Origin of the sequence: Archangium sp., assembly GCF_045802675.1 — a bacterium.
Classification (GTDB): domain Bacteria; phylum Myxococcota; class Myxococcia; order Myxococcales; family Myxococcaceae; genus Archangium.
In genome coordinates, this window is record NZ_JBJMQO010000040.1 from 56,543 (window position 1) to 75,928 (window position 19,386).

Annotated in this window: 16 protein-coding genes; 6 read left to right on the forward strand and 10 right to left on the reverse strand. The window is 70.5% G+C overall.

What is annotated here, in order from left to right; all coding sequences use genetic code 11:
* Positions 1 to 87: 87 nt before the first annotated feature.
* Entirely contained in the window at positions 88 to 546 is a 459-nt protein-coding gene (locus ACJ8AN_RS11865; RefSeq protein ID WP_407755409.1) for a universal stress protein, read from the reverse strand.
* A 395-nt stretch (positions 547 to 941) separates the two neighbouring features.
* Here ACJ8AN_RS11865 and ACJ8AN_RS11870 point away from each other — a divergent pair, with 395 nt between their 5' ends.
* On the forward strand, positions 942 to 1,826 hold the full coding sequence (locus tag ACJ8AN_RS11870) for an SDR family NAD(P)-dependent oxidoreductase (protein WP_407755410.1): 885 nt from the start codon (positions 942 to 944) through the stop codon (positions 1,824 to 1,826).
* Positions 1,827 to 1,939: 113 nt separating this feature from the next.
* Here the strand turns inward: ACJ8AN_RS11870 and ACJ8AN_RS11875 are convergent, their stop codons facing one another.
* From ACJ8AN_RS11875 to truD, 4 genes are all read right to left on the reverse strand, one after another.
* Positions 1,940 to 3,370 (reverse strand): polymer-forming cytoskeletal protein, encoded by a 1,431-nt coding sequence (locus tag ACJ8AN_RS11875; RefSeq protein ID WP_407755411.1) that lies wholly within the window; start codon positions 3,368 to 3,370, stop codon positions 1,940 to 1,942.
* Positions 3,371 to 3,378: 8 nt separating this feature from the next.
* The gene (locus tag ACJ8AN_RS11880; RefSeq protein WP_407755412.1) at positions 3,379 to 3,888 is read right to left on the reverse strand and encodes a hypothetical protein; all 510 of its coding nucleotides are present in this window, start codon (positions 3,886 to 3,888) and stop codon (positions 3,379 to 3,381) included.
* Positions 3,885 to 4,451 (reverse strand): RNA polymerase sigma factor, encoded by a 567-nt coding sequence (locus ACJ8AN_RS11885; protein WP_407755472.1) that lies wholly within the window; start codon positions 4,449 to 4,451, stop codon positions 3,885 to 3,887. Before ACJ8AN_RS11885 ends, ACJ8AN_RS11880 begins: the two co-directional genes overlap by 4 nt.
* 123 nt (positions 4,452 to 4,574) lie before the next feature.
* On the reverse strand, positions 4,575 to 6,113 hold the full coding sequence (gene truD / locus ACJ8AN_RS11890) for a tRNA pseudouridine(13) synthase TruD (RefSeq protein WP_407755413.1): 1,539 nt from the start codon (positions 6,111 to 6,113) through the stop codon (positions 4,575 to 4,577).
* 97 nt (positions 6,114 to 6,210) lie between these two features.
* On the opposite strand from truD, the gene ACJ8AN_RS11895 reads away from it, so the two are divergent.
* From ACJ8AN_RS11895 to ACJ8AN_RS11915, 5 genes are all read left to right on the forward strand, one after another.
* Positions 6,211 to 7,149 (forward strand): hypothetical protein, encoded by a 939-nt coding sequence (locus ACJ8AN_RS11895; protein WP_407755414.1) that lies wholly within the window; start codon positions 6,211 to 6,213, stop codon positions 7,147 to 7,149.
* Positions 7,150 to 7,236: 87 nt separating this feature from the next.
* Entirely contained in the window at positions 7,237 to 8,925 is a 1,689-nt protein-coding gene (locus ACJ8AN_RS11900; protein WP_407755415.1) for an adenylate/guanylate cyclase domain-containing protein, read from the forward strand.
* Between the two features lie 8 nt (positions 8,926 to 8,933).
* The gene (locus ACJ8AN_RS11905) at positions 8,934 to 10,880 is read left to right on the forward strand and encodes a serine/threonine-protein kinase (protein WP_407755416.1); all 1,947 of its coding nucleotides are present in this window, start codon (positions 8,934 to 8,936) and stop codon (positions 10,878 to 10,880) included.
* Positions 10,881 to 11,038: 158 nt separating this feature from the next.
* Complete coding sequence (locus tag ACJ8AN_RS11910) at positions 11,039 to 11,938, forward strand: hypothetical protein (RefSeq protein ID WP_407755417.1); 900 nt, start codon at positions 11,039 to 11,041, stop codon at positions 11,936 to 11,938.
* Positions 11,939 to 11,975: 37 nt separating this feature from the next.
* Entirely contained in the window at positions 11,976 to 13,352 is a 1,377-nt protein-coding gene (locus ACJ8AN_RS11915) for a pyridoxal-phosphate dependent enzyme (RefSeq protein ID WP_407755418.1), read from the forward strand.
* Between the two features lie 16 nt (positions 13,353 to 13,368).
* Here the strand turns inward: ACJ8AN_RS11915 and ACJ8AN_RS11920 are convergent, their stop codons facing one another.
* From ACJ8AN_RS11920 to ACJ8AN_RS11940, 5 genes are all read right to left on the reverse strand, one after another.
* Complete coding sequence (locus ACJ8AN_RS11920) at positions 13,369 to 13,764, reverse strand: MmcQ/YjbR family DNA-binding protein (protein ID WP_407755419.1); 396 nt, start codon at positions 13,762 to 13,764, stop codon at positions 13,369 to 13,371.
* A gap of 35 nt (positions 13,765 to 13,799) precedes the next feature.
* Positions 13,800 to 14,939 (reverse strand): ABC transporter permease, encoded by a 1,140-nt coding sequence (locus ACJ8AN_RS11925; RefSeq protein WP_407755420.1) that lies wholly within the window; start codon positions 14,937 to 14,939, stop codon positions 13,800 to 13,802.
* Positions 14,936 to 15,940: an ATP-binding cassette domain-containing protein gene (locus ACJ8AN_RS11930; RefSeq protein ID WP_407755421.1), complete on the reverse strand. Its 1,005-nt coding sequence runs from the start codon at positions 15,938 to 15,940 to the stop codon at positions 14,936 to 14,938. Before ACJ8AN_RS11930 ends, ACJ8AN_RS11925 begins: the two co-directional genes overlap by 4 nt.
* Positions 15,937 to 16,929 carry an HlyD family secretion protein gene (locus tag ACJ8AN_RS11935; protein WP_407755473.1) on the reverse strand — a complete coding sequence of 331 codons (993 nt, stop codon included), beginning with the start codon at positions 16,927 to 16,929 and terminating at the stop codon, positions 15,937 to 15,939. Before ACJ8AN_RS11935 ends, ACJ8AN_RS11930 begins: the two co-directional genes overlap by 4 nt.
* Positions 16,930 to 17,159: 230 nt before the next feature.
* Positions 17,160 to 19,295, reverse strand: a complete 2,136-nt coding sequence (locus ACJ8AN_RS11940) for an ATP-binding protein (protein WP_407755422.1) — start codon at positions 19,293 to 19,295, stop codon at positions 17,160 to 17,162.
* Positions 19,296 to 19,386 lie beyond the last annotated feature (91 nt).

Here is a 19,386-nt window from a genome sequence, read left to right on the forward strand (position 1 = left end):
CTTGTCGACTGCTCTCGAAGGGGCCGCGCGCTGGAGGGGAGTGGGGCCCCATGACGAGGCCCCACCCCGCAACCGCGGCCCGGAGGGTTACTTCTCCTCGGGCACGTGCAGGGTGAGGACGGGGCAGTGCGCCCGGGCGATGACCTTCTGGGCCACGCTGCCGAGCAGCAGCCTCGGCAGGCCCCGGCGGCCGTGGGTGCCCATGATGATCAGATCGAACCCGCCCACCTCGGCGACGCGGATCACGGCGGCGGCGGGCTCGCCCACCTCCAGCCGGTGGGTGATGGGGACGGAACCCTTGAAGCCGCCGATGAGCACCTCCAACTCCTTGCGGGCCGCATCGAGCGCCGTCTTCTCGAGCGACTGGGGATTCCAGCCCGGCGCGGCCACCAGGAGATCCGGCGCCACGTACTGCGGCGGTTCCCAGGCGTGGAGGATCTCGATGGAAGCGTTGAACGGTGTGGCGAGCTGCACCGCGTAATCGATGATGGCTCGGGACCCTTCCATCAGGTCCACGGGCACGAGGATGCGAGAAGGCGTGGGCATCGCTACTCCCTCCGTTGGCGCCCGGACCCGGGAGCGGGGCGGGCTTCTAATCTCTTCATCGCTGGAAGAAGCGTGCCAGGGGAGCTTCACGCGCAGGAGGGTGTCCGCGCGCAAACTCTTGCGTGCGACGGCGGGGCGGGCGCAAGCCTTGCGTCCCACGCATGCGGGCCCGGAGCCCTCAGAAGGACCAGGCGTCCTTGCCCCGCTGTTGAGGGTCTGGTCCATCCTGGAGGTGACGCGAGTCCAGGTTCTCGTCTCGCCTCGCCTCGCCTCGCGAGCGGACGGACGGACGAGCGAGTGCCCCTGGAAAAGGAGGGGGTGGTTTGATCCAGCGTCCCATGTAGGGGTCCATGCGGGTGCCTAGCTTTTCTTGTCGTCGAGGCCAGGAGGAGCTCATGCGTCCACCCATCGATTCCGGCACCATCCTGATCACCGGGGCCTCTTCGGGGATCGGCCGGGAGATTGCCCGGCAGCTCGCCCGGCGGGCGCGGACGCTGGTGCTGGTGGCGCGCCGGGAAGAGCGCCTGGAGGCCCTGCGCGACGAGCTGCTCGCGCACAACCCGACGCTGGGCGTGATGGTGGAGCGGTGCGACCTGTCCCACCCTGACGAGGTGGATACGCTGCTGGACTCGCTGCACCGGCACCTGGTGCGGGTGGACGTGCTGGTGAACAACGCGGGCCTGGGGGACTACGGCCTCTACGAGCAGGAGAGCTGGTCTCGCATCCACCAGATGTTGCAGGTGAACGTGGAGGCGCCCGTGCTGCTCACCCACCGGTTGCTGCGGCGCATGTTGGAGCGGGGGCGCGGCGGCATCCTCAATATCGGCTCGGGAGCCGGGCGGATGCTCCGCCCCGGCATGTCGGTCTACGCGGGCACGAAGCACTTCCTGGAGGGCTTCACGGAGTCGCTGCGGCTGGAGCTGTCCGGCACGGGGGTGGTGGTGACGCTGGTGGCTCCCGGGCCCGTGGACACCGAGTTCCGCGAGGTGGCGGGAGGGGAGAATCGGAGCGCGCGGCCCTCGTGGATGCGCATCTCCGCGGAGCGGTGTGCCCGCGAGGCGCTCGAGGGCTTCGAGCGCGCGGCGCCGCTGGTGTACCCGGGCCTGGCCTACCGGTGGATGATGCGGCTGGCGTCGTTCATGCCGCGCCCGGTGATGAGGGCGGGGGGCCTGGTGGTCGCCAGGAGGCTGCGGCACGGCACCTCGCTGCTGGAGCCGGCGCACCCGGATGCGCGGCTCGGCCGGCGGGTACTGCTGGCCGGAGGTCCCGAAGGGGCGTGAGCCAGCCGAGGGGTTCCGGGGGCCCGGAAAAGCACCGGGGGGCGAGCCGAAGCGCCCCAGCGCCTCGTTCCCGCCCCCCAAGGGGTGCTTCGTCCTTCAGTGCGTGCCGCGGCTCAGACCGGCATGCGGTCGGACATGATGGGCTCGGGGATGCCGCGCGGGCGGTGGCCGAAGCGGGTGCGGATGACGGCGCCCAGGGCGATGAACGAGGCCAGCACCAGCACCAGCGGCCCCAGCACCGGGATGCGGCCCACCACCAGGAGGATGAGCAGTCCCAGGGCCAGCACCAGCGCCTGCGTCTTGCGGCCCACGAGCACCGGCATGCGCGTCCCGAGCTCGCTCGCCACCGCCGCGAAGCCCAGCGCCGTCACCAGGGGCACCACGATGGCCAGCGCGAGCACCAGGGGAATCCCGATGATGGTCACCACCAGCACCGCGATGGTGGGGATCAGCGCCAGCGCTCCCAGCAGCCCCACCACGCCGTCCTTCACCGGCTGCGCCCGCACCTCCGCGCCCAGCTCCTTCATGCGCGCGGGGAAGAGGATCTGCCCCAGGAAGCCCAGGCCGAAGAGCATGGCGAAGGTGAGCAGGAAGCCCGCGAAGCCGCCGCCGCCGCGCTCCTCGCGCTCGGTGTCCGCGTCGTCCGCGTCGTCGTGCCGCTTGGACTTGGACTGCTTGAGGTTCTGCTTGATCTCCCCGGCGACCATGCGGCCGATGTTGGCGCCACCGAAGGACTCGGTGCTGCCCTCGACCTTCGCCCCGTCCTGCTTGAGGACCTCGCCGCCGAAGGACGACACATCGCCCTCCACCACCGCGTTCGGGCCGAGCATCACGTTGCCGCCGAAGGCATGCGCGTCACCCTCCACGCGGCCATTCACCATCAGGTTGCCGCCGAAGACGACCGCGTCGTCCTCCACGTGGCCATTCACCGCCAGGTTGCCGCCGTAGACGACCGCGCTGTCCACCGTCTCGCCCTCCTTCACCTCCAGCGAGCGGCCGCGGGCCACCACGTCACGCGAGCCCCGGTGGTGCCGGGCCTCCTTCATCTTCTCGCGCACGCGCTCCTTCACCTCGTCCTCATCGAGCGCGCTCTGGGCCACGTCGTCCGACACGTCCGGCCCCGGAGGCGACACGGGCCCCACGTGCATCGGGGGACCCGGCGGCATGGGCGGCATCGGGGCCGCGCTGCCCTGGGCCGGGGCCGAGGCCTTCTCCGCGGCCGTCAGCGGGCGCAGGGTGTAGATGCCGTTGTCCTGATCGATCTTCAGCGAGTAGGCGCGGGCCACCGTGCGCAGGGCCGTCTCGGCGCTGACGTTCTTGAGGCGGACCTCGGCGGGCGAGTCGAGATCGCCGGTGACGACCACATTGAGGCCGCCCTCGCCGGCGATCTTCTGGATGGCGTCGCGCAGCGAGCCGCGGAACTGGACGCTGATGGTGTCCTGGGCGTGGGCCTCTGCCTTCGGGGCGGAATCCTGCGTCTGGGCCAGGGACAGGGGCGAGGCGAGCAGCAGGGCGGGGAGCAACAGGCGCTTGGAGATCTTCATGGCGACACTCACGCTTCCGAAGGGGTGGGGCCGTTACCGGCCAGCCGCTTGATGCCGAAGAGGGAAGAAAGGAGGAGGAGGGCGAGCAGGGCGGCGACGGGTGCCGCGGCGGTGTTCCACAAGGCGTGCGCTCCACTCATGAGCGCATCCAGGAAGGCCTTGCCGTCCACGACGAAGCGGGCCAGGCCGGTGCCCGCGCCACTGAGGGCCGCGTCGCTGGAGATCAGCACCCCGAGCCCCAGGACAATCGACGCGGCGAGGATGGACACGCCCGTCCACAGCTCGCGGCGCACGGGCGTGGGCTCGGAGGCCACGCGCGCCATCACCTTGTGCACCAGGTCCGGCGGGGGGAGGGGATCCGACAGCCGGAAGAGATCCTTCTCCAGCAGCCGGTGCTCCTCGATGATGGCGGTGCACAGCGGGCAGTCCTTCGCGTGCTCCAGCGCGGGGCCCTCGCCGGCCTCCAGCTCGGTGAAGAGCACCTCGAGGTCCGGACACTCGATGGTATGGGGAGTCATGTGGGATCCTCCGGGGTCATCTGCTTGCGGAGCTTCTCCCGGGCCCGGAACAGGCGCGCCATGATGGTGCCGGGCGCGCAGCCCAGGACCTGGGCGATCTCCTTCGTGGTGCGCTTCTGCACGTAGTAGAGCGCGAGCACCTCCCGGTCGTCGGCGGACAGGGTGGCGAGCGCCGCCTCCAGGGATTGCCGCTCCTGGCGGGCGATGGCGCTGTCCTCGAGCGAGGCCTCCCCGTTGGGGAGGAAATCCTTCATGGGCTCGAGCTCCTCGGTCCTCACCTTGGTGCGCCGGCGCAGCAAGTCCAGGCACAGGTTGCGGGTGATGGCCATCACCCACAGGTCGAAGGGGCGCGCCTCGTCGTACTTGTGCAGGTTCTGGTAGGCGCGCAGGAAGGCCTCCTGGGAGACCTCGGCGGCCTCGGCCTCGTTGCCGAGCAGGCGCAGCGCCAGGCCGTACACGGGCCGCTGCACGCTGCGAACGAGCGACTCGAAGGCGGAGGGGTCCCCGCGCCGGGCGGCCACCACGTGGGCCTTCCACGGGGGGGCGGCGGCGTCATCGGCCATCAGCATGCCAATGGCCCGGGCGAGGTCCGCGACGTTTGCTGCGTTGAGGGCGAGAGCGGTCACGCCCTGGTCTACGGAACATGGTGTCCCCGATTGCACCGCCGGAAAATCCGGCGGTCCCGGTCACTTCTTCTTCCGTGATTCCGGGCGCTTGGCCGCCTGCTCGCGCCGGGCCTGTTCCTTGGTCTGCTTCTTCTGGCGCTGGCGCTCGAGGAATCCGGCCGAGGGCTGGGAGGGGCGGGTGTCGGGAGCGGGGGGGGCCTCGCGGGCCTCGCGGGCCTGGGGACGCCGGCCCGGGGCGGGGGCGGCTTCCTTGGCCTCGAGCGAGCGCCGGGCGGCCCGGGTGCCAGGCAGCGGCGCGGTGGGCAGCGGCGGGGTGGGGGCGGGGGCCTTGCGGGGGCCCCGGGGGGCGAAGGCCGTGTCGCCGCTCTGCTCGCGGTCCTCGATGGGGGCGCGCCAGGAGTCGCGGATCTGCTGGGGGCTCTCCTCGCGGTAGGCGAAGTGGAAGAGCCGCTTGATGACGAGCGTGGCGTAGGCACCCGGGGGCAGGGTGAAGGCGATGTTGACCTTGAGGAAGCCCCGGTTGAGGTCGTCGTTCTGCACGCGGCCGATGACGAGCTTGTGCGGGACGACGACGGTGGGGCGCTCCTCGTGCTTGAAGTAGAGCATCCGCGGGGCTTCCTCGACGCGGAGCTGGTCCAGGGCGAGCTTCTCGCGGCCGAGCACCCAGTCCACGGCCTGCTTCTTGAGCGGATCCTCGATGCGGCTGTCCGGGGCGAGCAGGGGGAAGGTGGACTCGCGCAGGGTGTGGAGCGGCTGGGGGTCCGCGTCGCGGTGGAAGAGGACGGTGCCCGCCTGGTACTTCATGGGGAAGAGGTGCTCGCGCGGCAGCAGCAGCTGGAGGTAGCGCCGCACGCCCTCGTTCCAGAGGTAGCTCTGGTAGGTGAAGAGCAGCATGGCGCGGTAGGCCGAGTCGATCTGCAGGAAGGCGCGCAGGTAGTCGCCGGGGTGCTCGCGCAGGGACTTGAGGATGCGGTGGTACTTCCGGGTGCCCTCGAAGGGCACGCGCGCGTCCCACCGGCCCCAGTTCTCGCGCCAGAAGGCCTTCACCTTGGCGTCCTCGCTCCGGTCCAGCTCCGAGGGTTGCGCCAGGTAGTTGCGCAGCGCGGCCTCGAAGTCACCGCGGATGAGATCCTTGGCGATGAAGCCCTGGCCGTGCTTGAGCGAGCCGAAGCGCTGGCTGTCGAAGTAGTTCACCACGCCCAGCCGGTTGATTTCGGCGGCGGCCTGGTTGAGGGGGCTGACGGACTCCTCCGTCAGCATGCGCACGGTGACGGCGAAGCGGTTGGAGGTGATGTTGGCGGCCGACAGGGCCTTGTCCGAGCGCCCCAGGTACTTCAGGCGCAGATCCGGGTCCTGCATGTCCACGTCGGCGCCGTCCACCGCGATGAGCTGCTCGGTCCGGCCCTGCTTGTCCTTGAGGCCGCAGTACGAGATGGAGCCCGGCTTGAGGCCGAACGCGTCGCGAATGCGGTCCGCCGCGTCGAAGGTGGACAGCTTCTGCTTGTCCATCAGGTAGACGCGGTAGCGTCCGCTCGCCACCTCGTCGAAGCGGTACGACTCCTTGACGGAGAAATCCTCGGGTTTCTGCTTGATTCGCACAGGGCTCCCTTAACAGCAGGAGCCGCCCCGGAGGAAGGAACGAATGGCCGGGGGACTGACAAGCGGACACCCCCGGCGTAACGTCCCGTCCCGTCCCATGAGACTCCTGCTCGCGCTCGTACTCCTGACGGCCACCGGCTGCGCCTCCACCCTCTCCACGATGCAGACGGCGAAGCCGCTCGCCCGGGGCCAGTTCCAGGTCTCCGGCGCGGTGGGCGCCTTCGTCCCGGCGGGCCAGCTCGTCACGCTCGTCGAAGAGGGCATCGCCCAGGGCAGGGTCATCAAGAAGAACATCGACTCGGGCGAGCCCTACCAGTTGCCCGAGGACCAGGCCCGGCGGCTGCTCGACGTGGGCCTGGCGCTGGCCGTGGCGCCTCCGGGCCCGGCCCACGAGCTGATGATTCGCGCCGGTCTGCTCGAGTCCAACAGTCTGGACGTGGGCCTGCGCCTGAGCACCTCCTCCGTGCGCTTCGACACCAAGGTGCGCCTGGCGCACGGCGGCGATGCCGAGGACTCGGCCCTGCCCGACTACCGGCGCAAGTCCTATGACATCGCGCTCGGCGTGGGCCTCTCCCGGCACCGCTTCGAGAGCCCCGTGCTGGACGCCCTGGAGCTGGTGAAGATCGACGAATTCTCCCGGTGGGATCTCGAGCTCCCCGTCTACCTGAGCATGGACCTGGGAGACATCTTCAAGCTCTACGCGGCCCCCAAGTACATCTACAGCCGCACCTCGCTGGACGCGAAGCTGGTGGACTACGCGCAGTCGGGCAAGGACGTCTCGGGCTTCGACGTGGCGCTGCCCGCCCAGGTGGCCAGCCACTTCTACGGCTCCAGCGTGGGCTTTGCTTTGGGCTACAAGTACGTCCACCTCTACGCCGAGCTCACCGCCGGTTACACCTACTGCCGCCCCGCCGTCTTCGGCGAGCGGCGCGACCTGGGCGGCGTCACCCTCTACCCGTCCGTGGGGCTGGCCTTCAAGAATCCCCTCCCGCTGAGCAACCGGGCGGCCCGGCAGGATTCCCCGCTAAACCCGTAAAGCCCGGCGATTGTTCCCTGAGCCCACCCTCCAGGCGGGCTTGCGTCGCCGTTCCGGAGCCCCATCGGCTTTGGTAGTGTCCGCGCAGTGTCCACCCCATCCTCCTCCAAATCTCCGGCTCCGCAGGGGCCGCACCTCAAGGGGCGCTTCCCGGACGGTTCGTCGGGAGAGTTCTCGCTGGGAGATCTGACGACCCTGGGACGGCATCCCTCCAACACGGTGCGGTTGGTGGATCGCGAGGTGTCCAAGGAGCACGCCACCATCGAGCGGATGGGGCGGGACTACATCCTGCGAGATCTGGGCTCGTCCAACGGCTCGTTCGTCAACGGGCGGCGCGTCGCGGAGCTGCGGCTGCGCGACGGGGATGAGATCAGCCTGGGCGCCTCCAAGCTCATCTTCTACACCGGGGAAGCCGTGGCCGCCGCGCCGCCGGTGCCCTCGTCGGCGGGGGCCTCGGGCGCCGCCAGTCCGGGCCGCGCCGGTCCCCGGGTGACGGTGGTGGCGCAGTCGCACTCCATCCCCGCGTTCCTCGCGCAGATGGATCAGCAGGTGCCGCAGAACTTCCGGCCCGCCGAGCAGATCCAGGAGCTGGCCACCCTCAAGCGCGAGTACGAGAAGCTGCGCATCGCCTACGAGTTCCACCGCCAGGTGAGCCAGCGCGGCCAGCAGGACGACCTCTTCGAGCAGATCCTCTCGGTGGCCTTCCAGCTGCTCGCGGCCGACCATGGCGTGGTGCTCAAGCCGGGCCAGGACGGGCAGTTCACCGCGGTGGCCATGAAGCACCGCCAGGGCAGCCCGGCCAACGTGATGGTGTCCGACACCGTGTTGCAGAAGGTGGCGGAGACGAAGAAGGGCGTGCTCACCGCGGACGCCATCATCGACGAGCGCTTCTCCTCCTCGGAGAGCATCGTGGCGCAGGGCATCCGCTCGGCCATGGCGGTGCCGCTGTTGTCCAAGGGCGAGCTGGAGGCGGTGCTCTTCCTGGACTCGCGCCAGCAGACCAACGCCTTCTCGGAGAAGGACCTGACCATCCTCTCGGGCCTGGCGGCGCAGGCGGCCATCGCCCTGGAGAACGTGGCGCTGGCCGCGCAGATTCAAGCCGAGGCCGTCACCCGCGCCGAGCTCAGCCGCTTCCTGTCGCGCGCGGTGGCCGAGGCGGTGATCCGCGGCGAGACGGACGACCTGCGGCAGAGCCGGCTGGCGGAGGTGACGTGCCTGTTCGCGGACATCCGCGGCTTCACCACCCTGTCGGAGAACGAGTCTCCGCAGGAGGTGGTGTCCATGCTCAACGAGTTCTTCACCCTGATGGCGGGCGTGGTGTTCCGCCACGAGGGGAACCTGGACAAGTTCATCGGCGACTGCGTGATGGCCGTGTGGGGCCCGCCGCTGTCGCACCCGGACGATCCGGCCCGGGCGCTGCGCGCGGCGCTGGAGATGCAGGACGCCGTCGAGGTGATGAACGGCTCGCGCATGGCCGCGGGCAAGAAGCCCATCGAGGTGGGCATCGGCGTGAACACCGGCCAGGCCGTCGTGGGCTACATGGGCAGCACCGAGCGCCATGAGTTCACCGCCATCGGCGACTCGGTGAACACGGCCTCCCGCCTGTGCGGCCTGGCCAAGGGCGGCGAGGTGGTGGCCAACGAGAGCACCATCCACAAGGCCGGAGATGGCTTCGAGGCGGAGCCCCTGCCCGTCACCCAGGTGAAGGGCAGGGAGAAGGGCGTCCAGGCGTACCGGGTGCTCGGGCTGGAGATCACCAACTCCAAGGGCGGATAGACCCGCGGATGAAGACCCAGAACTGTCCCAGCTGCGCGCGTGCGCATGACGTGAGCGGGCTCGCGCAGGGGCACGAGGTGTCGTGTGCCTGCGGGGCCCGCTTCGCCGTGGGTGCGCCCTCGCGTCCCCCGCCGGCCGCCACCCCGGAGGCGCCCGAGCTGTCCGCGCCCACCTTCGTGCGTCCCTCGCTGCCCATGGGGACGGCTCCGGAGCGGCGGCCGCCCCTGGCGGAAGCCACGTCCGTCGGCGCGGCGCTGGAACTGCCGGGCTTCGAGCTGGTGCGGGTGCTCGGCCGGGGCGGCATGGGCGAGGTGTGGCTGGCGCGGCAGAAGTCGCTGGCGCGCATGGTGGCGGTGAAGGTGCTGCCGCCGCGGCTGGCGAGCGATCCCGAGTTCGTCACGCGCTTCGACAAGGAGGCCACGGCGCTCGCGGCGCTCAACCACCCCAACATCGTGCAGATCATCGATCGCGGGGTGGCCGGGGAGCACTACTACTTCGTGATGGAGTACGTGGAGGGGCGCTCGCTGCGCGACGTGATGCGCGAGCTGTCGCCCACCGAGGCCCTGCGCATGGCGCTGCAGGTGGCGCGGGCCATCGAGTGCGCGCACGACAAGGACATCATCCACCGCGACCTGAAGCCGGAGAACATCCTGCTGGACGGGCGCGGGCACGTGAAGGTGGCGGACTTCGGGCTGGCGGGCATCCGCCGTCCGGACTCGCGGCACCAGCTCACCGCGACGGCGGTGGCCATGGGCACGCTCAACTACATGGCCCCGGAGCAGCGGCGGGACGCGAAGAACGTGGACGGGCGCGCGGACCTGTTCTCCTTCGGCGTGGTGCTCTACGAGATGCTCACCGGCGAGCTGCCGGTGGGGCGCTTCAAGCTGCCCTCCGAGCGCGTGGCCGGCTTGGACAAGCGGGTGGACGAGGTGGTGGCGCGGCTGCTGGAGACCGAGCCCGAGGCGCGCTACGCGCGGGCCGCCGAGGTGTGCCAGGCGCTGGAGGGGTTGGTGTCGAGCGTGTCGCTGCCGCCGGGCGCGATGCAGCAGGCCGGGCACGGCCGGTTGAGCAAGGGCTGGCGCAACGTGCGCCGGGGGCTCTCCGTGCTGGGCGGGATGGTGTTGCTCTTCGCCGGGGCGCGGCAGGTGCTGGGCCCGGTGACGCTCTTCCAGTGGGGCGACAAGAAGGTGGTGCTCGGCTCGTGGATGCCACGGACGGTGCCGGCGGACAAGCCGTGGCCGGCCAACACCGACGCGGACCTCTTCGCGAGCGCGATGGTGGAGGAGCTGGTGAACGGGCGGGTGCGCCTGGGCGTGGACTTCGTCCCGGGCGAGGAGGAGCTCAACGCCCACGCGGGCACGTGGAAGCTGGTGGACGGGCGGCTGCAGGTGCTGCAGGGCGGCAATGACGCGGGTGGCGGCCAGCTCATTCCGCGCGCGTACCTGGCCCACCGCTACTTCTCCAGCGACGACTTCTCCGCCGAGGTGCTGATGAGCGCGCAGGCGCTGGGCAAGGGCTACACGGAGGATCCGGACGCGCAGCACTACGCCGAGCTGTCCTTCCGCGTCACGGGCCTGCAGGTGTCCGTCTACGCCATTCCGGACGCGGGCATGCGGCTGAGCTGGCGCTACACGCTGGCCAACGGCCGGGAAGTGGTGGGCAACAGCGCGCAGGACGAGCGGGAGCTGGTGCAGGACGAGACGCCGGTGCCCCCGGGCCCCTTCCGCGTGAAGCTGCAGCTGAGGAAGAACGGCAGCGGCGTGGAGGTGTCGGCCTACCTCAACGGCGGCGAGGAGCCCTTCGCGCACAAGTTCCTCGAGGGCCTCCAGGGGCACTCGGCGAAGGTGGCGCTGGGCTGCCGCAACCTGGCCTGCTCCTTCGATGACGTGGTGGTGCGCGGCATCCAGACGCAGAAGCCGACGCACAACAAGGTGGCGGAAACCCAACAGGAGTGACGGGCGGGCTCGTCCTCGGGGCGAGCCGGTGTCCGGGGGTGCAAGGGCGCACGCCCCCGGTGTGCCCTTGTCCGCACGAGGAAGCATCCCCACCTTTGGCCGGGCCGAGGCCCGCGTGCGAATGCGGGCCTCGGAGTGACTCCGGTAGAGGGGGAGCCATGGACTTGCGGTGGGCATTTGCCCCGCTGTACGCGGCGGGCCTGGGTGCTCTGGTGATGGCGGCGTTCTCCGTCGGACGGAAGGATGCCCGTGCCTTCATGCCGCGGTGGCCGCTGGCCTGGTTCGGGCTGCTGGCGGTGCTCTTCGCCATCGTCGCGCTGCGTTACCGGGCGGGGCCCTTCATGTGGCTGTCGCTGGGAGCGCTGGGCGACGGGGTGGGCGTGGTGCTGCTGGTGGTGGCGGCGGGGCTGGCGGTGGCGGGCTCGCGGGTGCGGGTGCGCGCGGACGCGCTGCGGGCCGAGGCGCCCCGGAGCCTCGACGAGGGCGTGGCGGCGCTGCGCCAGGGACACGCGCCACGGTGGGGCGTGTACCGGGGCCGGCTGGCGTCGAGCGATCAGGTGACGTCGCCGGGCGGGGTGGTGTGCGCCTTCTACGAGGCGGAGCTGCGCGGGGTGATGGCGGACGGGAGCAAGGGGCCGCTGTTGTCGGTGGAGCGGGCGTACGCGCCGCTGCTGCAGGTGCGAGGGGAGAAGGCGGAGGCGGCGGTGAGCTTCTCGCCGAAGCTGCTGCTGGCGCCGATGCGGATCCGCCGCTGCCAGATGGGCAAGCCGCTGGCGGAGACGGGGACGGGCGTGCCGGCGGAGGGCCAGGCGGTGGAGGAGGCGCTGTCGTACGAGCGGGTGGGGAAGCTCGGCGAGGAGTGCCTGGTGGTGGGCGAGCTGAAGCCGGGGCCGGTGCCGGGGGTGTACGAGCTGCGAGGCAAGCAGGGCGGACCGGCGATGGTGATTCTCGGTAACGAAGGGGAGGGGACGGGCACGGTGCTGACGCGCCGGGCCTGGAGGCTGTTCGCGGCGGCCGGGGGACTCACGGTGGTGGCGGCCTGGGTGCTCGCGGGCTGACGCGGTGAAGAGGGGATCATGTACTGTGCGCCGCCATATGCGCACTCTTCCCCCTCCCGTCGATCTCCTTGGCCTCATCGGCAACACCCCCATGGTGAAGGTGTCCCGGCTCGACACGGGCCCGTGCGAGCTGTTCCTCAAGCTCGAGAACCAGAATCCGGGCGGCTCCATCAAGGACCGCATTGGCCTGTCGATGATCTCGGCGGCGGAGAAGGCGGGGCAGCTCGGGCCGCACCAGATGCACCTTGTCGAGGCCACGGCCGGTAACACGGGCCTGGGCCTGGCGCTGGTGGCGGCGCAGAAGGGCTACCGGCTGACGCTCGTCATTCCGGACAAGATGAGCCAGGAGAAGGTGCTCCACCTCAAGGCGCTGGGCGCGGAGGTGGTGATGACGCGCTCGGACGTGGAGAAGGGCCACCCGCAGTACTACCAGGACATGGCCGAGCGCGTCGCCAAGGAGCTGGGGGGCTTCTACGTCAACCAGTTCGCCAACCCGGCCAACCCGCTGGCGCACGAGACGGCGACGGGCCCGGAGATCGCCGCGCAGATGGACAACCGGCTCGACGCGATGGTGTGCGGCGTGGGCTCGGGAGGCACGATGGCGGGGCTGTCGCGCTACTTCGCGCGGGCCATTCCCGGGTGCGAGATGGTGCTCGCGGATCCGCAGGGCTCGGTGCTCGTGGACTACGTGAACACGGGCAAGATGGGCAAGGCGGGCTCGTGGGTGGTGGAAGGCATTGGCGAGGACTTCATGCCGCCCGTCGCGGACCTGTCGCGGGTGAAGAAGGCGTACTCGATTCCGGACGCGGAGAGCCTCGAGACGGCGCGCCTGCTGCTCAAGCAGGAGGGAATCCTGGGCGGCTCGTCGTCGGGGACGCTGCTGGCGGCGGCGCTGCGCTACTGCCGGGAGCAGACGACGCCCAAGCGCGTGTGCACGCTCGTCTGCGACAGCGGCAACAAGTACCTGTCGAAGATGTTCAACGACTTCTGGATGGCGGACCAGGGCTTCCTGCCGCGCCAGGCGCATGGAGACTTGAGGGACGTCATCACCCGGCACTACGCGGAGAAGGCGGTGGTGACGCTGTCGCCCGCGGACACGCTGCTGGTGGCGTACGGGCGGCTGAAGCTCTACGACGTCTCGCAGCTGCCGGTGCTCGAGGGGAACAAGGTCGTGGGGATGATCGACGAGTCGGATCTGCTGCTCGCGGCGATCGACGACCCGACGCGCCTGCGCCTGCCGGTGCGCGACTTCATGTCCACGCGGTTGCAGACGGTGGACGTGCGCACGCCGGTGCGCGAGCTGCTCACCTTCCTCGACAAGGGCTTCGTGCCCATCGTGATGGACGGGGACGAGTTCGTGGGCCTCATCACCCACATCGATCTGCTCAACCACCTGCGGCGCAAGCTGCGCTGACGAGGCCGCGGTGGACTCAGGCGCCTCCCTGCCGCGCGGCGAGGAGGCGCTTGGGGGCCGCGCTCCGCCAGGCGTCATCGAGCAGGCCGCGCAACTGCTCGCGCCGGACGGACGAGAGCCGCACGAGGACCCACGGGTAGTTCTGGTAGTGGTCGGTGATGAAGAAGGTGTGCGGATCGGCCTGCATGAGCATGTCGCGCGCGAGGAAGTCCATCTTGAGCACGAGCGCCTCGCCGTCCTGGTGCATCCGGGCCAGCAGCGTCTTGCCGAGCTTCCACGCCGGGGTTCTGTACGAGAGACCTTCCTCCACCCCGGGCAGGGCCAGGGCGAGCTGACGCACCGTCTCGAGGGTCATCGCGCTGCTGCGGCGGGGGTTCTTGCGCACGGCGGGCTTGCTTGTCTTTCCGCTCATGGAGGAAGCATCGCCGAGCCCTCCTCCGAGCGCCATCACGCCGTCACCTTGTGGAACTGGCGCACGCTCAACGTCAGCAGCACGGTGGAGATGGCGACCAGCGCGAGCACGTTGGGCAGCAGGTCCATCAGCCCCGCGCCTCGCAGCACCACGCCGCGCATGATCTCCACCATGTGGGTCGCCGGCAGGATTCGGCCCAGCGCATACAGGGGCCACGGCAGGCCGGACGCCGGGAAGATGTAGCCACTGAGGAAGACCGAGGGCAGGAAGAAGAGCTGCGCCATCTGCTGGGCCTGCGCCTGGGTCTGCGCGCGCGTGGAGACGAACAGCCCCAGGGACAACAGCGCGAACAGGTACACCACGGCCATCGCGAAGAGGAACACCAGGTTGCCGCTGATGGGCACGCGGAAGGCGAAACGCATCGCCGTGAGGATGAGCGCCATCTCCCCCATGCTCAAAATCAGGTAGGGCGCGATCTTCCCCAGCATCAGTCCCAGGGGGTTCACCGGCGTCACCAGGAGCTGCTCCAGCGTGCCCTTCTCCCGCTCGCGCACGATGGCCAGCGCCGTCAGCACCGTGGCGACGATCTGCAGCAGGATCGCCACCAGGCCGGGGATGATGTAGTTGGCCGTGCGGCCGCTCGGGTTGAAGAGGACGAGAGGATGCGCGTCCAGCACCTGCTGGGTGGCCCCGTTTCCGAGCCGCTCGGCCACCGCCTCCAGGTTGATCTTCGCCGCCACCCCGTTCACCGCCGCGAGCGCCTGTCCGCTCACCACCGAGTCAGAGCCGTCGATGAGCACCAGCACCGAGGCGTGCTTCCCGGGAGAGGCCTGCGCTCGCGCGGCACCGAAGTCGGGAGGCAGCACGACGCCCACCTTCGCCCGGCCCTGGACGATGCGCTCCCGGGCCTCGCGCGGATCCGACGTCACCTCCGTGATTCGGAAGGTGTCCGTGGCCGCGAGCTGCTCCACGAAGAGCCGGCTGGCGCTCGTCCGATCCTGATCCACCACCACCGTGGGCACGTGCCGCACCGTCTGGTCCAGGAACCCGAACAGGATGAGCTGGAAGAGGGGAATGGCCAGCGCCATGATGAGCGTGGCCCGGTCCCTCGTCACGTGGACGAACTCCTTGCGCATCACCGCGATGAACGAGTCCCAGATGGCTCGCGGATTCATGGATGCACCTCCGCCAGCCGGGCGTGGATGGCGCCTGTGCCGGGGGCCTCCCGCTCGCGCGAGGCCTGCTCGGTGAGGGCCACGAAGACGTCCTCCAGCGAGGGCGCGATGGGCCGCACCTCCGCGCCCGGGAAGCCCGCTGCCTCCATCCGCGCGAGCACCTCCGCGTCCGTCAGGCCCGTGTCCACCAACGCCTCCACCGACTGTCCGAAGAGCGTGGCCCCATGGCACCACGGCACGGTGCGCAGATGGGCGAGCGCTCGGGCCGGGTTGGGCGTCTCCACCGCCAGGCGCCGCTGTCCCGGACGATGGACCACGGGCAGCTCCTTGAGCTCCTCCGGCGTGCCCGTCACGAGCAGCTTCGAGAGGTACAGGTAGCCCACCTCACCGCAGCGCTCGGCCTCGTCCATGTAGTGCGTGGTGACGAAGAGCGTGACGCCCTCGGCGGCCAGGAGGAAGAGCAGGTCCCACAGCTCGCGCCGGGCCACGGGATCGATGCCGGCGGTGGGCTCGTCGAGGAACACCACCCGCGGCTGGTGCATCAGCGCCGCCCCCAATGCGAGCCGCTGCTTCCACCCGCCCGAGAGCACTCCCGCGCGCCGCTCCAGGTACGGGCCGATGTGCGTGAGCTCCACCGCTGCTTCCAGCCGATTTCTCGCCCGAGCCCCCGTCAGGCCGTAGATGCGGGCGTAGAACTGGAGGTTCTCCAGGACGGTGAGGTCCTCGTAGAGCGAGAAGCGCTGGCTCATGTAGCCGATGCGGCGGCGGATCTCCTCGCCCTCGCGCGCCACGTCCAGGCCGAGCACCTGGGCGCTTCCCTCGGTGGGCGCGAGCAGCCCGCAGAGGATGCGGATGAGCGTGGACTTGCCGCTGCCGTTGGGCCCCAGCAGCCCGTAGATGGAGCCGCTGTGCACCTCCAGGTCCACGCGGTCCAACGCGGTGAAATCACCGAAGCGCCGGGTGAGTCCCCGGACGGAGATGGCGGATTCGGTCGCGCTCACCTGGGCACCGAGATGTAGGCGGCCATTCCCGAACGCAGCTGGTGCTGGCCGTCCTCGCGCAGGCCGATGCGCGTGGCGAACACCTGCCAGGCCCGCTCGTCCGGCGTCTGGAGGTTGCGTGGGGTGTACTCGCCCTCGGAGGCGATGTTCTCCACCACGCCCGTGAAGGTGCGGCCCGGGAAGGAGTCGACACGCACGGGGACCTCGCTCCCCGGCCGCAGCTTGCCCAGGCGCGTCTCCGGCACGTAGATGCGCACGTAGAGTTGGTCATCCTCCACCAGGGTGGCGGCGGTGGCATTGGGCGGGAGCAGATCCCCGGGCCGCAAGTCGAGCGACTCGACGCGAGCGGCAAGTGGCGCGCGGATGGTCAGCTCCCCGAGCGCCACGTCGATGGCCTCGAGCCGTCCCCGCGCGGCCTCGACCAGGCCCTGCTGCGCGCGGAGGTCGGCGCTCGTGCCCTGTTGCAACTCCTGGAGCTGGGCGCGGCGGGCATCACGCGTGGCGCGGGCCTGCCGCAGCGCGGACTCGGCGGTATCGAGCTCCGCGCGGCTCTTCACCTCCTGCTGGAAGAGGGCGCGGGCACGCTGCACGTCCAATTGGGCCTGCTCCAGGGCGGCCTGGGCGGAGGTCAGCTCGGCGCGGGCACGGGCCGCCTGCTCGGCGAGGCTGCCCGTCAGGGGCGGGGCACCGGCCTTGCCGGAGTCCTCGGGGCGGGCATGGCCCTGCATCTTGTCGAGCGCCGCCTGGGCCTGCATCAACTGGCCCTCCGCCTGGAGGCGCTGGGCGTTGAGGTCTCCGGCTTCCAGCACGACGAGCGGCTGGCCCGCTTCCACGCGATCGCCCTCGCGGACGAGCACCTCCTTCACCCGGCCGCCCACGCGCGAGCCCACGGCGATGTCGCGCGCCTCCACGGTGCCCGCCCAGGTGTACGGTTGGCGAGCGAGCCACGTGTGGTAGCCCGTCCAGGCGACCAGCGCGACGGCCACCACGGCCAAGGGAATGAAACGCCGGAGTTGTACGCGCGGTTCGCGAACGCTTCCCACCGGACGGGGCAGGGTTGCCGCGGTCCCCATGAACACAGACCATCCCGGGCACGGACCCTCGCGGCCGCGCCATATTTTGAAGACTCCCCGGCGAGGGTTCTCACGGAGAGAGGCCGGGAGAAGGGGTCGTGATTTTTCCCCTCGGTACGGGATGGCCGCTCGGACGCCGGGCGATGTCAGGAGAGAAGCGCGGTGGGCGCTTCCCCGGCGGGTGGCTCACTCGCGGCCATGTCCGGAGCGGTCTGCTGTTCGGGGAGACGCGGCAGGCGGACGCGGACGGTGGTTCCTTCTCCCTCCCGGCTCTCCAGCTCCATCCGGCCCCCGTGGTGCAGCACGATGCCTCGCGAGAGGTACAAGCCCAGTCCCATGCCCCCCCGGTCGTGAGGCGTCCCCGCGTGGGCGCGGTAGAAGCGCTCGAAGATCTGGCCCTGCCGTTCCGCCGGGATACCGATGCCCTCGTCGTGCACGGACAGCTCCACCTCGTCCCCCTTCTCCGTGAGCTCCACCTCCACCGGGCGCTCCGTGGGCGAGTAGCGCGCGGCATTGTCCAGCAACTCGAGGAGGACCTGCTCCAGCCGCGTGCGATCTCCGAGCACCCGCGCCCGAGGGCCCGGCCGGACGTGGACCGGGTTGCGCGGATGGTGTGCGGCGGAGCTCTCGGCGACGGACTCCAGGAGCTCGCGCAGCTCCAGCTCCTCCTGTTCGAAGCGCATCCGCCCGAGCTGGAGCTGGGAGGCATCCAGCAGCGTGCGCACCACCCGGTCCATGCGATCCGTGCCCCGGCAGATGCCCTCGAGCATCCGGCACAGCGCGGGCGAGGGGCTCTCCGTCCGCCGGGCGAGCTGGGTGAAGGACTTCGTCACCGCCAGCGGCGTCTTCAGCTCGTGCGCGGCCATCGCCACGAACTCACCCTGGAGGCGCTCCAACTCGATGGCCTGGGTGATGTCGCGCGACACCGTCACGGCGGCCACGACGCGCCCCGACTCGTCCCGGATGGGGGCGGCGTTCAGCCTCAGAACGACCCTCCGGTTGTTCTGCAGCGGCTGGGTGATGACGACGTCCGTGTCGCTCACCTGCTCGCCCCGCAGGGCCCGGCTCAAGGGCAGGGTGTCGAACGCGAGCGCCCGCCCATCCAGCCCCGTGGGGACGTGGAGCTGGAACGCGTGCTCCAGGTTGCTGACCTCGCAGGTCGACAGGCCGTAGAGCACCAGTGCGGCCCGGTTGGCGAGCACGATGTCGCCTCCGGCGTCGACCACGATGACGGAGTCGACCATGTTCTCGAGGATGGCCTGGAGCTCCGCCGAGCGCTGCCGGACCTGCGCGAGCAGCCGCTGTCGCTCCTCCTCCTGGTGCTGTCGCTCGGCGAGCGTGCGCACCAGGGCGCGGGTGCGCTCCGAACGGGCCATGGTCATCGCACTCGCTCCCAGCCCCGTCCACAGCACCACGCCCAGTGCCAGCACCAGCCATCGCTGGTGACGCGCGGCGGCGAAGAGCTCGCTTTCCTTCATCGAGGCGTACACCTTCCATCCGGAGGACGGCACGCTCACCGCGGTGGTCCGCCGGCCCCGGTCCAGTCCGTGCGCGTGCTCCCAGCGCCGCAGATCCGCGAGCGAGAGCTCGGACAGGCTGAGCACGGGGCGTCCCCGCTCGCGGTACCAGGCGAGGATCTCGTCTTCCTGGGGGTGAGCGAGGAGCACGCCGCGAGGGCTGGCGACATAGAGGATCTCCACCGGGGAGACATTGGCCTTGACGACCTCCTCCCGCACCCGGGGGAAGGTGACGTCCACGCTCACCACCCCCCGCATCCGGCCCTGATCATCGAAGAAGGTCCGGGTCAGTGACTCGTAGGTCTGGTCCATGTCGAAGTAGGGCTCGGAGATGGCGATACGCCCAGCGAGCCTTCGCGCCTGCTGGTACCAGGTGTGCTCGGGGTAGTTGTAGGAGGGCGTGGACCATTCGTAGGTGAGGTCCGGAGTGCCGCCGCGCACGCTCTGGCTCTGGTGGATGTACGGACCGAAGAAGCGCGCCCCGGACTCGAGCTGGCCGGGCTCGAACCACACCCCCATCCCATACACGGCCTGCTTCGGGGCGGAGGAGAACAGCCGGTGCAACAACTCCTCGACCTCGCTCCGTTCGTGGAGGGGACCGGCGAGCACGGCCAGGCTGTCGGCGAGCTGCTCGGCGGTGCGCAGTTGCGAGTCCAGTCCGAAGGCCAGCTCGGTGGCCCGGGCGGCCTGCTGGACGAGCGCTTCCCGCTCCTGTCCCTGGCGCACCCGCTGGTCGAATTCCATCAGCCCCAGGGTGAGCACCATGCCGACCACCGCGGTCAACAGCAGGGCGAGCGAGAGGGAACGGCGCGCGGACGCCTCCCGCGTATCCGGCTCGGGGCGCCTGGAAGCGGCC